Annotated in this window: 14 protein-coding genes; 8 read left to right on the top strand and 6 right to left on the bottom strand. The window is 74.1% G+C overall.

All coding sequences use genetic code 11. The features are described from left to right. Positions 1 to 20: 20 nt before the first annotated feature. Positions 21 to 653: a hypothetical protein gene (locus ABTX81_RS21955; protein WP_350548236.1), complete on the bottom strand. Its 633-nt coding sequence runs from the start codon at positions 651 to 653 to the stop codon at positions 21 to 23. A 134-nt stretch (positions 654 to 787) separates the two neighbouring features. Between ABTX81_RS21955 and tmpA the strand changes: the two genes are divergently transcribed. Continuing rightward, positions 788 to 2425 carry a 2-trimethylaminoethylphosphonate dioxygenase gene (tmpA, locus tag ABTX81_RS21950; protein WP_502892826.1) on the top strand — a complete coding sequence of 546 codons (1638 nt, stop codon included), beginning with the start codon at positions 788 to 790 and terminating at the stop codon, positions 2423 to 2425. A 48-nt stretch (positions 2426 to 2473) separates the two neighbouring features. On the opposite strand, the gene ABTX81_RS21945 is transcribed toward tmpA, so the two are convergent. Next, positions 2474 to 3316 carry a GntR family transcriptional regulator gene (locus ABTX81_RS21945; RefSeq protein WP_350548473.1) on the bottom strand — a complete coding sequence of 281 codons (843 nt, stop codon included), beginning with the start codon at positions 3314 to 3316 and terminating at the stop codon, positions 2474 to 2476. A 343-nt stretch (positions 3317 to 3659) separates the two neighbouring features. On the opposite strand from ABTX81_RS21945, the gene ABTX81_RS21940 reads away from it, so the two are divergent. The 6 genes from ABTX81_RS21940 to ABTX81_RS21915 are packed head-to-tail and all read left to right on the top strand — an operon-like array spanning position 3660 to position 8823. Further along, on the top strand, positions 3660 to 4829 hold the full coding sequence (locus tag ABTX81_RS21940; RefSeq protein ID WP_350548232.1) for an ABC transporter substrate-binding protein: 1170 nt from the start codon (positions 3660 to 3662) through the stop codon (positions 4827 to 4829). A gap of 43 nt (positions 4830 to 4872) precedes the next feature. Then, on the top strand, positions 4873 to 5850 hold the full coding sequence (locus ABTX81_RS21935; protein WP_350548230.1) for an ABC transporter permease: 978 nt from the start codon (positions 4873 to 4875) through the stop codon (positions 5848 to 5850). Further along, positions 5838 to 6683, top strand: coding sequence for an ABC transporter permease (locus ABTX81_RS21930; RefSeq protein WP_350548228.1), 846 nt, complete (start codon positions 5838 to 5840; stop codon positions 6681 to 6683). Before ABTX81_RS21935 ends, ABTX81_RS21930 begins: the two co-directional genes overlap by 13 nt. A 19-nt stretch (positions 6684 to 6702) precedes the next feature. After that, positions 6703 to 7788, top strand: a complete 1086-nt coding sequence (locus tag ABTX81_RS21925; RefSeq protein WP_350548226.1) for an ABC transporter ATP-binding protein — start codon at positions 6703 to 6705, stop codon at positions 7786 to 7788. A 33-nt stretch (positions 7789 to 7821) separates the two neighbouring features. Continuing rightward, on the top strand, positions 7822 to 8496 hold the full coding sequence (locus tag ABTX81_RS21920) for an HAD family hydrolase (protein ID WP_350548224.1): 675 nt from the start codon (positions 7822 to 7824) through the stop codon (positions 8494 to 8496). A 6-nt stretch (positions 8497 to 8502) separates the two neighbouring features. Continuing rightward, the gene (locus ABTX81_RS21915) at positions 8503 to 8823 is read left to right on the top strand and encodes a DMT family transporter (RefSeq protein ID WP_350548222.1); all 321 of its coding nucleotides are present in this window, start codon (positions 8503 to 8505) and stop codon (positions 8821 to 8823) included. 138 nt (positions 8824 to 8961) lie between these two features. Here ABTX81_RS21915 and ABTX81_RS21910 read toward each other — a convergent pair whose 3' ends face one another. Continuing rightward, the gene (locus ABTX81_RS21910) at positions 8962 to 9717 is read right to left on the bottom strand and encodes an SDR family oxidoreductase (RefSeq protein ID WP_350548220.1); all 756 of its coding nucleotides are present in this window, start codon (positions 9715 to 9717) and stop codon (positions 8962 to 8964) included. 46 nt (positions 9718 to 9763) lie between these two features. On the opposite strand from ABTX81_RS21910, the gene ABTX81_RS21905 reads away from it, so the two are divergent. Further along, entirely contained in the window at positions 9764 to 10372 is a 609-nt protein-coding gene (locus tag ABTX81_RS21905; RefSeq protein ID WP_350548217.1) for a TetR/AcrR family transcriptional regulator, read from the top strand. Between the two features lies 1 nt (position 10373). Here the strand turns inward: ABTX81_RS21905 and ABTX81_RS21900 are convergent, their stop codons facing one another. The 3 genes from ABTX81_RS21900 to ABTX81_RS21890 form a co-directional block, all read right to left on the bottom strand. Further along, positions 10374 to 11372 carry a HEAT repeat domain-containing protein gene (locus ABTX81_RS21900; protein ID WP_350548216.1) on the bottom strand — a complete coding sequence of 333 codons (999 nt, stop codon included), beginning with the start codon at positions 11370 to 11372 and terminating at the stop codon, positions 10374 to 10376. 7 nt (positions 11373 to 11379) lie between these two features. Continuing rightward, positions 11380 to 12039 (bottom strand): HEAT repeat domain-containing protein, encoded by a 660-nt coding sequence (locus ABTX81_RS21895; RefSeq protein ID WP_350548212.1) that lies wholly within the window; start codon positions 12037 to 12039, stop codon positions 11380 to 11382. A 139-nt stretch (positions 12040 to 12178) separates the two neighbouring features. Next, positions 12179 to 13150 carry a formylglycine-generating enzyme family protein gene (locus tag ABTX81_RS21890; protein ID WP_502892825.1) on the bottom strand — a complete coding sequence of 324 codons (972 nt, stop codon included), beginning with the start codon at positions 13148 to 13150 and terminating at the stop codon, positions 12179 to 12181. Between the last annotated feature and the right edge of the window lie 33 nt (positions 13151 to 13183).

Raw genomic sequence — 13183 nt, 5'->3', positions numbered from 1 at the left:
CGGTTCGCCGGTCCCGGCCCTCAGGCGCCCCGGGCGGGCACCTCGGCGAGGACGCGGAACGCCCGCGCACGCTCGGCCAGCACGTCGGGATCGACGGTCGTGCCGTCGAGGACCTCCGTCAAGGAGGCCCACATGCTGCCGTCCGCCCAGGTGCACACCGACAGCCCGCCCTCCTCGACGAGGGCCCGCCCGCACTTCATCACGCCGCCGCGCCCGCCCGGGTCGACGTCGTGCAGGTCGGTGCAGGTGCAGCCGTTCTCGCGCTGCGCGGCGATCGCCTCGTCGAGCTGCGAGCCGGGCAGGAAGACGTGCATCTCGGCGACGGTCACGAAGACCATCCGCCGGTCGTCCGTGCTGCGGCAGGTGGTGGCCGAGACGCCGGAGTCGCCGCCGGTCCGCCAGGCCCGCTTGGCGCGGGTGCCGTCGGCCGCCTGCATCAGCCCCTCGTACTGCGGCGGTGGTTGGTACCGGTAGGCGCCCAGGGCGGCGACGTTGTCGGCGAAGGCCACCCCGAGGGCGGTGGCGCCGGCGACCGCGGCGGCGGCGAGGCCGAGCCGGAGCCGGCGGCGGGAGGGACGCGCCGGGGGCGCGGCAGTCGGGGCTTCGGCGGCGGGGGCGGCTTCCCCGGCCGGAGGTCGATCATGTTCGGGCATCGGCACCTCCGAGCAGGCCCGGGCCCGCCCGGCAAGGGGCCCCGGTCGTTCGGCCCGGCACTGTTCCCGAATCGTTCACTCCCCCGGCACCCGCGGCTCACCGGCCCCCGGCAGGCTCCTGCGCGACGGGGAAGTTGGCTATACAACTTCGACCCCCCAGATCCCGGGCCGCCGAGGAGAAGACCATGACCACCACCGAGCTGCCGCCGTACTGGCTGCGCGACAACTGCCCCTGCGCCGAGTGCCGCGACCCGCGCAACGGGCAGAAGCTGTTCCAGATCACCGATCTGCCGGGCGACCTCGCGATCGCCGCGCGGGCCGAGCTGGACGGGCACCTGGAGGTGCTCTGGTCGGACGGGCACCGCTCCCGCCACCCCCTCGCATGGCTGGACCGGGAGGACGGCGGCGACGGGCGGACCGAGGCCGACAAGCGGCTCTGGGAGGCCGCGGACTTCGCCGGCGGCATCCCCGAGGCGCCGTGGTCCGCCTACCTGGCCGACCCGGCCGAGCAGGCCGCCGTACTGGCCGCCGTGCGCCGCTCCGGCTTCGCCGTGCTGCGCGGGGTGCCGGTGCGCGAGCGGCAGGTGCTGGCGGTCGCGGAGACCTTCGGGTACGTGCGGGCCACCAACTACGGCGAGCTGTTCGACGTCCGGGTCGAGCCGGACCCGAACAACCTGGCGTTCACCAGCGCCGCGATCGCCCCGCACACCGACAACCCGTACCGCGACCCGGTGCCCACCCTCCAGCTGCTGCACTGCCTGGAGAACTCGGCGACCGGCGGGGACTCCGGCCTGGTGGACGGCTTCCGGGCCGCCGCGCTGCTGCGCGCGGAGGCGCCGGAGCACTTCGCCGTACTGACCCGCACCCCCGTCCCGTTCGTCTTCCGCGACCGCGCCACCGAGCTGCGCGCCGACCGACCGCTGATCGAGCTGGACCCCCGGGGACGGATCCGCGAGGTGCGGTTCAACAACCGCTCGATCGCCACCCTGCGCGGCCCGGCGGCGGAGCTGGAGGCCTTCTACGCCGCGTACCGCGCCTTCGCCGCGATCACCCTGCGCCCGGAGCTCCAGCTGGAGTTCCGGCTCGATCCGGGCGACTGCCTGATCTTCGACAACACCCGGCTGATGCACGCCCGCACCGCCTTCGCCCAGGACGGCCGCCGCCACCTCCAGGGCTGCTACGCGGACCTGGACTCGCTCTCCTCCACCCTGGCCGTGCTGCACCGCCGTTCGGCCGCGCTGGACGAACTGGCCGCGCTGTTCGCGGGCGAGGGCGCCGGGGAGTACCTGGGCGAGGCGGTCACCATGGCCGAGCACATGCTGCAGGCCGGCGCGCTGGCCGAGGCGGCCGGGGCAGCCCCGCACCTGGTCGCGGCGGCCCTGCTGCACGACGTCGGACACTTCCAGGGGGCCCTGCACGGACGGGATCTGATGGAGGGTCAGGACAACCGGCACAGCGACACCGGGGCCGACTGGCTGGCCCGCTGGTTCGGCCCGGAGGTCACCGAGCCGGTCCGGCTGCACGTGGCCGCCAAGCGCTACCTGTGCGCGGTCGAGCCGGACTACCGGGCGAAGCTGTCCGAGGCCTCCGAGTACACCCTCCGGGTGCAGGGCGGCCCGATGTCCGAGCAGGACGCCGCCGCCTTCGCCGCCCACCCGGGCGCGGAGGACGCGGTGGCGGTGCGCCGCCTGGACGAGCGCGCCAAGGAGGCGGGGGCCGCGACCCCGGACTTCGCCCACTTCCGGCCGCTGCTGGCCTCGTTGATGCGCTGACCACCGGTCGCCGGCGGGGCCGCCTCCGGGCCGCCCCGCCGGCGAACGTCAGTCCATCTCCCGGGCGTGCCGCGAAAGTGCCGAGGTGGCCAGCGAGTTGTGCACGCTGAACGCCACCGTGCCGGGCAGGTAGCGGTCCTGGGACCACTCCACGGGCGTGCCGGTCGGGTCCGTCGTCCGCCGCCGCTCGCGCAGCAGCGGGCCGCCGCGCCGGCAGCCGAGCAGCCGGGCGTCGTCCCCGTTGGCGGCGACGATGTCGATCGTGTGGTCGGCGTCGGTGAACAGGATGCCGTGCTCGCGCAGGACTTCGGTGTGCGAGACGACGTCCGGCGGCAGCTCGGCGACGATCTCGCCGACCCGCGGCGGGTAGACGGTCCGCTCGACCATCACCGGCGTGCCGGAGAGGGTGCGCAGCCGGACCATGACGTAGACCTCGTCGCCGGGTTCGAGCCGCAGCTGCTCGCGCTCGGCGGCGTCGGCCGGGCGGCGCACCATCGAGTCGAGGATGCCGCCGGGCTCCTCGCCCATCGAGTACGCCCAGCGGGTGAAGCTGAGCAGTTCGGAGAAGCTCTGCACCCGGGCCGTGCCGAGCACCACCCGGCGGGTGCCCCGGCGCGAGGTGACCAGGCCGTCCGAGCGCAGGACGGCGAGCGCCTGGCGGACGGTGCCGCGCGAGACGCCGTACTGCTCGGCGAGCGCGCCCTCGGCGGGCAGCCGTCCGGCCTCGCCGAACGCGCCGGTGGTGATCGCCTCGCGCAGGTCGGCGGCGACCTTGCGGTAGAGCGAACCGGCCCCGCGCTCGGTTCCGGAAGCGCCGCCCGGAGTCCGCTCCGGGCCGGTGCCCGAAGCCCCCTCCGAACCGGCGCCCGGGCGCTCCGACTCCAGTGCCACGTCAGTCAATGTCCCTCCTGGGCGGTGTCCCGCGCAGCCCGTAACGGCGCCGGACAGCCCGACCATATCCCGCTGCGCTCCCGAAGCATCGCACCCGCCGAATGCTCCGCCGTCGACCTGATTCGACCGTTCCCGCAGCCGCCCCCGGGACTGGGCCATCCGTTCACCTTCCCGTCACCGGGCTCCGGCGTACTTACCCCGTCAGCGAAGTTGGCTAGTCAACTCGGACGACGTCGACCGGCCGCTCACTCGGCCGTCCCCGCCGCCCTTCGCGAGACGCAGGCCCGCGGAACCCCCCGCGAGCGCCCCCTCGCAGTACGCCCCCTTAACAGGAGACTTCCCCGTGACCGTGCACCGCGCCCGCGCCGCCGCCTTCGCGGCCGTACTGACCGCCGCCGCGCTCTCCCTCACCGCCTGCGGCTCCGCCGGGTCGAGCGCCAAGTCCGGCGACGCCGCCAAGGCCGGCGCCAAGGACGCCAAGGAGGCCACCTCGGCCGCCGACTTCGGCGGCATGGACGGCCTGGTCGCCGCCGCCAAGAAGGAGGGCAAGCTGCACGTCATCACGCTGCCCCGGGACTGGGCGAACTACGGCAAGATCATCGACTCGTTCAAGGCCAAGTACGGCATCGAGGTCGAGGAGGAGAACCCGGACGGCTCCAGCCAGGACGAGATCAACGCGATCAACTCCCGCAAGGGCCAGGACCGCGCCCCCGACGTGGTCGACCTGGGCAGCGCCTTCGCCCTGCAGGCGGTCAAGGACGGCATCCTCGCCCCCTACAAGGTGTCCACCTTCGACAAGGTGCCGGACACCATGAAGGACGCCAACGGCGCCGCCGTCAACGACTACGGCGGCTACGTCTCGATCGGCTGCGACGCCAAGAAGATCGCCAACTGCCCGAAGACCTTCGCCGACCTGCTCAAGCCCGAGTACAAGGGCCAGGTCGCCCTCAACGGCAACCCGACCAAGTCCGGCTCGGCCTTCGGCGGCGTCTACGCGGCCGCGCTCGCCAACGGCGGCTCGCTGGACAACGTCCAGCCCGGCATCGACTTCTTCGGCAAGCTGAAGCAGGCCGGCAACTTCAACCCGGTCGAGTCCACCCCGGCCACCATCGAGAAGGGCGAGACCCCGATCTCGATCGACTGGTCCTACCTGAACGCCGGTTACACCGACGAGTTCAAGGACAAGGGCATCGACTGGAAGGTCTCCATCCCGACCGACGGCTCCTACGCCCAGTTCTACAACCAGGGCATCAACAAGTGGGCCCCGCACCCGGCGGCCGCCCGCCTGTGGCAGGAGTACCTGTTCAGCGCCGAGGGCCAGAACCTCTTCCTCGGCGGCTACGCCACCCCGTCCACCTTCGAGGCGCTGAAGAAGGACGGCACCCTGGACGCCACCGCCGCCGCCAAGCTGCCGGTCGTCGAGAAGCCGTTCACCACCTTCCCGACCGTCGACCAGATCAACGCGGCCAAGAAGGTCGTCACCGAGAACTGGACCAAGGCCATCGCGGGCTGACACCCAGGCCGCGCACCGCACTCCGGGCTCAGAAAAGGCACTCATGACCACGGCTCCCACCCCGGTGCCGACCACCCCCGCCGCCACCTCCCCCGGTGGCGGCGCGGGGGCGTCCGCCACCGCCACGACCACCCCCGCCAGCACCGCCCCCACCCCCCGGCGACGGCCGCTCGCCCGCCTCGGCGGCGCCTCCTGGCTCGCGACCGTCCCGCTGCTGCTGTTCTTCCTGATCGGCTTCGGACTGCCCGCCGTCGCCATCGTCATCGGCGCGTTCACCACCTCCAGCGACGCGGAGAGCGGCGCCGGGCAGTTCACCTTCGACAACCTGACGGCCTCCGTCCAGGGCGGCTACCTGACCGCCATGCTGAGCAGCCTCAAGCTCTCCGCGCTGACCGCGCTGCTCGCCACCCTGATCGGCCTGCCGCTCGCCCAGGCGGTCGTCACCTCCCGGCACACCTGGCTGCGCCAGGCGGTGCTCACCGCCTCCGGCGTGCTGGCCAACTTCGGCGGCCTGCCGCTCGCCTTCGCCTTCGTCGCCACCCTCGGCAACGCCGGCGAGATCACCAAGCTGCTGCACCTCACCGACCACGGCTGGTCGCTGTACTCCTTCACCGGCCTGACCGTCGTCTACCTGTACTTCCTCATCCCGCTGATGGTGCTCACGATCACCCCGGCGCTGGACGGCCTGCGCGTCCAGTGGCGCGAGGCGGCGCAGAACAACCGCGCCACCACCGTCCAGTACTGGCGCCACGTGGCCCTGCCGATCCTGTTGCCCTCGCTGCTCGGCGGCTTCGTCCTGCTCTTCGGCAGCGCCTTCGCCGCCTACGCCACCGCCGCCGCCATGGTCGGCGCGACCGTCCCGCTGGTCAGCCGCTCGATCGCGGACGCGCTCTCCGGCAACGTGCTGGTCGGCCAGGGCAACCTCGCCCTCGCCCTCAGCCTCAACATGATCGTCGTGGCCGTCCTGGTGATGGCCGTGTACCTTCCCCTCCAGCGCCGGAGCGCCCGATGGCTGAGCTGACCACCCCCGCCCCCGCCAAGCGACGCCCCGTGCGCTGGTGGCGCGGCGCCGTCCTGCTGCTCGCCGGCGTCTACTTCGTCGTCCCGCTCGCCGCCTCCGCCTGGTTCTCGGTCGACGACCCGCAGGGCATCTCCTTCGAGGCCTACACCGGACTGCTCTCCGCCCCCGGCTTCCTGGACAGCCTCTGGCTGACCCTCGGCCTCGCCGTCGTCACCGTCCTGGTGCTGCTGCTCCTGCTCGTCCCGGCGCTGATCGCGGTGCGGCTCGGCGCGCCGAAGCTGCGCCCGGTCATCGACGTGCTCTGCACCCTGCCGCTGGTCGTCCCGCCGGTCGCGCTGACCGCCGGCCTGATCGGTGTGCTGCGCTGGGGCCCGGACTACCTGATGGACACGCCGTTCTTCCAGACCTTCGTGTTCATCCAGGACCCGGACTTCCCGCTGGTGCTGGTCATCGCCTACGTGCTGATGGCCCTGCCGCTCGCCTACCGCGCCCTGGACGCCGGCCTGCGCTCGGTGGACGTGCGCACCCTGGTCGAGGCCGCCCGCAACTGCGGAGCGAGCTGGCCGCGCGCGGTGTTCACCGTCGTGCTGCCCAACCTGCGCGGCGCCCTGCTGAACGCCTCCTTCCTCACCCTGGCCCTGGTGCTCGGCGAGTTCACCGCCGCCTCGATCCTCGGCTTCCAGCCCTTCCCGGTCTGGATCTACTCGGTCGGCAACAGCCAGGCCCACATGTCGGTCGCGGTGTCCATCCTGAGCCTGCTGCTCACCTGGCTGCTGCTGCTCCTGCTGGCCACCCTCGGCCGCGAGCGCCGCACCAAGACCGCCACCTCCTGAACCCCCGGAGTCACCCATCATGACCACGGCCCCCGCCCCCGTCACCGGCGTCCCCCTCGCCCCCGGCAGCGCGACCGTCGAGTTCCGCTCGCTGCGCCGCGCCTTCGGCGCCACCACCGCCCTCGACGGCCTCGACCTCACCGTCCACCCCGGCGAGCTGCTCGCCCTGCTCGGCCCCTCCGGCTGCGGCAAGACCACCGCGCTGCGCATCCTGGCCGGCTTCGAGCAGCACGACTCCGGCCAGGTGCTGGTCGACGGCCAGGACATCACCGCGATCCCCGCCCACAAGCGCGACGCCGGCATGGTGTTCCAGTCCTACAGCCTCTTCCCGCACCTGACCGCCGCCGACAACGTCGCCTTCGGCCTGCGGATGCGCGGCACCGGCAAGGCCGAGCGCCTCAAGCGCGCCCAGGAGCTGCTGGAGCTGGTCGGCCTGCCGCAGCACGCCGGCCGCTACCCGCACCAGATGTCCGGCGGCCAGCAGCAGCGCATCGCGCTCGCCCGCGCGCTCGCCCTGCAGCCGCGGGTGCTGCTGCTCGACGAGCCGCTGTCCGCGCTGGACGCCAAGGTGCGGCTGTCGCTGCGCGAGGAGATCCGGCGCCTCCAGCAGGAGTTGGGGATCACCACCCTGTTCGTCACCCACGACCAGGAGGAGGCGCTGTCGATGGCCGACCGGGTCGCCGTGCTGCGCGCCGGCCGCCTGGAGCAGTGCGCCACACCCTCCGAGCTGTACGCCCGGCCGGCCACCGCCTTCGTCGCCGAGTTCGTCGGCACCATGAGCCGCGTCCCCTGCCTGCGCTCCGGCGACGGCGTCGAGGTCCTCGGCCGCCGCCACGCCGTGGACGGCACCGTCCCGGCCGACGGCGAGCTGCAGGTGCTGGTCCGCCCGGAGAACGTCCAGCTGTCCCCCGACGAGCAGGGCGTGGCCCTGGTGGTCTCCGCGTCCTTCCTGGGCGCCGTCACCCGCCTCACCGTCCGCCTGAACGACGGCACCGAGGTCAAGGCCGACCTGCCCACCGAGGCCGCCGCCGCCCTGCCGATCGGCTCGCGCGCCGCCCTGACCCTCCCGGAGCGGCCGGTCCTGGTCGACCGTCGTACGGTCTGATCCGTCCTGTTGAACCGTTCCGAAGGTACCGCCATGCCTCACACTCCCCCACCCGCCGCCGTCCTCTTCGACATGGACGGCACCCTCGTCGACACCGAGCAGCTCTGGTGGCAGGCCGCCGCCGAACTCGCCGACGAGTTGCAGCACTCCCTCACCGAGGCCGACGCCCCCGAGGTCCTCGGCCAGGCCATCGAGCACACCGCCGCCCACCTCCACCGGGTCAGCGGCACCTCGCTCACCGAGGCCGAACTCGCCGACCGCCTGGGCGAGTCCTTCGCCGGCAAGGTCGCCGCCGAGACCGTCCCCCGCCCCGGCGCCCTGGCCCTGCTCGCCTCCCTGCGCGACGCCCGGGTGCCCACCGCCCTGGTCTCCGCCTCCCCCCGCCGGGTCGTCGACATGGTGCTGGGCACCATCGGCCGCGACTGGTTCGCCGTCACCCTCGCCGCCGAGGACACCCCGCGCACCAAGCCCGCCCCGGACCCCTACCTCGCCGCCGCCGCCCGCCTCGGCCTGGACCCGGCCGTGTGCGTCGCCGTCGAGGACACCCCCACCGGCGTCGCCTCCGCCGCCGCCGCCGGCTGCGCCGTCCTCGCCGTCCCCTCGACGGACACCGCGATCCCGGCCGGCTCCCGGGTCACCCTGCTGGACAGCCTGGAGCACGCGGACCTGGCCCTCCTCGGGAAGCTCACCGCCGCCCCCGGGGTTTGACCCCCCATGCCTTACGTACTCCTCGCCCTCGCGATCCTCAGCGAAGTCTGCGCCACCAGCTGCCTCAAGCTGACCGAGGGCTTCAGCAGACTCTGGCCGAGCGTGGGAGTGGCGATCGGCTACGTCCTCTCCTTCGTCCTCCTCGGCCGCGCCCTCAAGCACATCCCGGTCTCCGTCGCCTACGCCGTCTGGTCCGGCGCCGGCACGGCCGCCGTGGCCGGCATAGGCGTCGTCGCCTTCGGCGAGTCCCTGGGACGGCTGCAGTGGCTCGGCATAGCCCTGGTGATCGTCGGAGTCGTCGTCCTCAACCTCAAGAGCAGCCACTGACCGGCTCGTCCGGGCCCCGTGCGCACCGCGTCCGGGGCCCGTCCCGCATCGCCCGGGCCCTGCACGGCGGTCTGCCAACAGGCCCTGCGGGCGGGGACGGTGAAGGCGCCGGGGGTCCGACGCTCCCCCTCGACGGTGTCAGGCGCGGGGGCCGAGGAAGAGGCCCCCGGTGGCATCGATGGTCTGGCCGGTGATCCAGCGGGCGGCGTCGGAGGCGAGGAAGGCGACCACGTCGGCCACGTCCTCCGGGGCGCCCAGACGGCCGAGGGCGGTCGATCGGGTGATCGACTCGGCGAGGCCCGGGGCTTCGAAGACCGGGGCGTTGGCCGGGGTGCGGGTGGCGCCCGGGGCCACGGCGTTGACGGTGATGGCGCGGGTGCCGAGGTCGTTGGCGAGAGTGAGGGTCATCGTCTCGATCGCGCCCTTGGTCATCGCGAACGACGTCTGGGCGGGATTGGCCATCCGGGTCGCCACCGAGGAGACGGTGATGACGCGGCCGCCGTCCCGGAGCAGGGGCAGGGCGCGCTGGATGGTGAAGTACGGCGCCCGCACGTTCACCGCGAAGAGGTGGTCGAACTCCGCCCGGGTCGTGACGCCGAGCGGGCCGGCCGGTGGGGCGGCGGCGTTGTTGACCAGGATGTCGAGCGGACGGCCGGCCAGGGCCGCCTCCACCCCGGCGAAGAGCGTGTCGACGTCGTCGTCCGTGCCCAGCTCCGCCCGCACGGCGTACGCGGTTCCGCCCGCTCGCTCGATCGTCCCGACCGTCGCCGCCGCGCCCGCCTCGTCCGTGCCGTAGTGCACGATGACCGCCGCCCCGTCGGCCGCCAGCCGGGTCGCGATCGCCTGTCCGATGCCGCGCGACGCCCCGGTCACCAGAGCCGTCCTCATCCCCATCACCCCAAAACGTGGTAGTGACTACCATTCAGGTAGGGTCTACCACATGCCCGAACAGCCCTCAACACTCCGCGCCCGACGCCGGACCGAGACCCAACGCCTCATCCAGGCCCACGCTGTACGGCTGTTCACCGAGCGCGGCTACGACGCGACGGCCGTGACCGACGTCGCGGAGGCGGCCGGGGTCTCGCCGATGACGGTCTACCGGCACTTCCCCACGAAGGAGGACCTGGTGCTGGCCGGCCAGGAGGCCCGACTGGTCGCCGAGCGGATCGCCGCCTCCCCCGCCGGCCGACCCCTGGTCCGCCGGATCGGCCTGGCCCTCGTCGAGGCCGCCACGGAGTCGACCGGGAGCGGTGAAGGCCTGACGGCGGACGGCCGGTTCCTGCTCGCCCGGCTCCGGCTGATGATCACCACGCCGGCCCTGCGGGCCAGGCACCTCGACAACCAGTACGCCCTCCAGCAGGCCATCGTCACCGCCCTCGACGATGGCGGCGACGGCCACGACGCCTTCCGCGCCCAGGCCGCCACCGGCGCCTGCCTGGCCGCCCTGCACACGGCCCTGGTCCGCTGGGCCGAGGACGACGGACGGACAGCGCTCCCCGGGCTGATCACCGAGGCCTTCGCGGCCGCCTTCGGCGGGCAGGCCCCCTGAGTCAGCCGCGCCGCTGGAGCCCGTAGGCCGCGATGAGGGCGACGGGACGGTCCTCGTCGTGGGCGAGGGCCGTCAGGGCACGGGTGGCGGTGGGGCCCGGGATGTCCACGAGGGCCTGGGCCAGCCGGCGACGGGCGGGCGCGTCCGGGGCATCAGGGGCGAGCCGGTCGACGAGGGCGGCGGCGATCCGGTCCGCCGCCACCGGGTCGGCCGCCAGGGCGCCCAGCGCGTCGGCCGCGTCGACATCGTTCGCGCCCCTGACGATCAGGTCGATGAGCGACGGGACCACGTCGCCCGCTCCGCGCGCGCCGAGCGCCAGCGTCGCCTGGCCGCGGACCACCGGGTCGGCGTGGTCGAGGGCGTCCCGCAGCAGCGCCGTCGCCGCCGCGTCCGGCAGCTCGGCGAGCGTGCGGACGGCCCGCTCGCGCACCTGCGCCGAGGGCGCGTCCAGGCCCGCCGCCAGCAGCGCCGACGCCTCCTCCCCGGCCTGCGCCAGCGCCCAGCGGAGCGCTCCGGCGACGACCGGGTCCGCCTCCCCCAGCACCGCCTCGACCAGCGCCTCCACCGGCACGGGGGCCTCATCGGTCGCGGCCAGGGCGGCGCGCTGACGCGTCCTGGGGCTCTTCGACCCCAGCGCCTGGAGCAGCGCGACGCTCTGCAGGACGTCCTCCCAGCCCGCGGGTTCGGCGGCCCCGATCCGGCGCAGCCGGGTGAGCAGTTCGGTCTCCGCCGCGATGCGCTCCCGGGTCTCGCGGATCAGGTCCTCGACGAGTTCCCCCGGCGCGAAGCCGGGGTCGTCGAGCGCCCGCCCGACGTCGCGCAGCGACAGCCCCAGCGACCGCAGGCTCTCGATGTGGAAGATCCGCCGGACGTCCTCCTCGGAGTACTCCCGGTAGCCGGCGTCGGTCCGCCCCTTCGGCCGCACCAGGCCGAGCGCCTCGTAGTGCCGGAGCATCCGGGCGCTGACCCCGGACCGCCGCGCGACATCACCGATGAGCACCGATTCACTACCCTTCCCCACCGAGGGCCACGACGCGCTTCGCCTCCTCGATCGCGAACTCGAAGCCGGCCTCCGGGTCCTGCCACAGCCGCTCCGTGGCCAGCGCGTGCGCGCGCACCCGGGGGTCGGGGGCCGTCGTGGCGGCGGCCAGGGCCGGCAGCATCACCTCCCCGAGCGCGATCAGCGCCCGGCTGAGGCTCAGCTGCGTCTCGCGTTCGCCGCGCCCGAGCTGTCCCGCCAACCCTACGGCCAACGCGGGCTTCTCACCTTCGGGCGCGAGCACCACCGCGGCCCGCCAGGCGGTCCGGGCCACCTCGTCGTCGGCGTCGGCCAGCAGCGCCGGGGTGATCACGGGCCACGCCCGCCCGTCCCCGATCTTGGACAGCGTGTGCAACGCCTGGCTGCGCGCCTGGGCCCGGTCCGAGCGGGCCGCGTCGACCAGCAGCGGAACCGTCGCCGACGGCGCGTGGCGGGTGAGCGCCCAGGTCAGCATCTCCCGCACGTAGAACTCGGGTTCGACCGCGCACCGCTCGACGAGCCGGTCCACGAACCCCGGGTCCGGCGCGGTCCCGACCGCCAGCGCGGCCTTCAGCCGGACCGACCCGTCGGCGTGCTCCAGCGCCCGGAACGCTCGCATCGCGTGGGTGTCCTCCTGCGGCACGGTCATCGGTACCACCTCCTGGGCCGCAGTCAAGACCTTGTCACCGTGTCAAGGTCAAGCGGAAGGCGGCGGCGCCGCGGACGCGCTGACCCCCGTCGCCCCGGTCACCGGCCCGGCCGCACGCTGCACCGACACCCGCCCGGGGTCACCCGGCGTCGGCCGCCACCCGGAAGCCGATGTTCCCGGCGGAGCTGTCCGGCGTGTTGGAGCTGCGCGCCGCCACCCGGTAGCGGTGGCAGTAGGAGGCGTGGCACATGTGGGAGCCGCCGCGCATCACCCGCGCCGCGCCGTCCGGCGGGCCGGGCGGGTCGTGGCGCGGGCCGGTGCGGTGGAAGTCCGGGCTGAACCAGTCCGCGCACCACTCCCACACGTTGCCGACGGTGTTGTACAGCCCGAAGCCGTTCGGCCGGAAGGCGGTCACCGGGGCCGTGCCCGGGTGGCCGTCCGCCGCCGTGTTCACGGTGGGGAAGACGCCCTGCCAGATGTTGCACGCGTACCGGCCGTTCGGGGTGAGGTCGTCGCCCCACGGGTAGCGCGCCTGCTCCAGGCCGCCCCGGGCGGCGTACTCCCACTCGGCCTCGGTGGGCAGCCGGGTGCCCGACCAGGCGCAGTACGCCTGCGCGTCGTTCCACGAGACGTGCACCACGGGGTGGTTCTGGCGGGTGGTGACCGAGGAGCCAGGCCCCTCGGGCGCCCGCCAGCTCGCCCCGGTGACCGCCCGCCACCACGGCACGGCGGCCACCTGCGGGGAGACGGCGGTGAGCCGCTCCGGCAGGAAGCCCTCGAAGACGTAGGAGAACCCGAAGGTCTCGGCCTCGGTGCGGTGTCCGGTGGCCTTGACGAAGGTCGCGAAGGCGGCGTTGGTCACCGTGGTCGGCGCGATCCGGAACGGGCTCAACTTCACGACGCGGACCGGGCCTTCGCCGTCCTCCGGGTAACCCTGCCGGTCGTCGGTGCCCATCAGGAACCGCCCGCCGGGCAGACGGGTGAGCTGCCGCGCCACCCGCGAGACGGGGGCGGAGACGGGGGCTGGGGCGGGGACGGGGGCGGCGAGCGTGAGGGGAGCGGGCCCGTCGCCGTCGCGGCCGGGGGTACAACAGGGCTTGCTGCTGGACACGGTGCGGATTCCTCGTTCTGGTCGGGGGTCCGG

It is taken from the genome of Kitasatospora sp. NPDC097605 (assembly GCF_040302725.1).
Classification (GTDB): domain Bacteria; phylum Actinomycetota; class Actinomycetes; order Streptomycetales; family Streptomycetaceae; genus Kitasatospora.
The sequence above is the reverse complement of the archived record's forward strand: the minus strand, read 5'-3'. Positions and strand labels throughout refer to the sequence as shown.

Bases quoted from the DNA above. Each gene is read 5' to 3' on its own strand.
- ABTX81_RS21895 (WP_350548212.1), bottom strand. From the start codon at position 12,039: ATGACCGTGCCGCAGGAGGACACCCACGCGATGCGAGCGTTCCGGGCG.
- ABTX81_RS21905 (WP_350548217.1), top strand. From the start codon at position 9,764: ATGCCCGAACAGCCCTCAACACTCCGCGCCCGACGCCGGACCGAGACC.
- ABTX81_RS21925 (WP_350548226.1), top strand. From the start codon at position 6,703: ATGACCACGGCCCCCGCCCCCGTCACCGGCGTCCCCCTCGCCCCCGGC.
- ABTX81_RS21920 (WP_350548224.1), top strand. From the start codon at position 7,822: ATGCCTCACACTCCCCCACCCGCCGCCGTCCTCTTCGACATGGACGGC.
- ABTX81_RS21955 (WP_350548236.1), bottom strand. From the start codon at position 653: ATGCCCGAACATGATCGACCTCCGGCCGGGGAAGCCGCCCCCGCCGCC.
- ABTX81_RS21915 (WP_350548222.1), top strand. From the start codon at position 8,503: ATGCCTTACGTACTCCTCGCCCTCGCGATCCTCAGCGAAGTCTGCGCC.
- ABTX81_RS21930 (WP_350548228.1), top strand. From the start codon at position 5,838: ATGGCTGAGCTGACCACCCCCGCCCCCGCCAAGCGACGCCCCGTGCGC.
- ABTX81_RS21910 (WP_350548220.1), bottom strand. From the start codon at position 9,717: ATGGGGATGAGGACGGCTCTGGTGACCGGGGCGTCGCGCGGCATCGGA.
- ABTX81_RS21935 (WP_350548230.1), top strand. From the start codon at position 4,873: ATGACCACGGCTCCCACCCCGGTGCCGACCACCCCCGCCGCCACCTCC.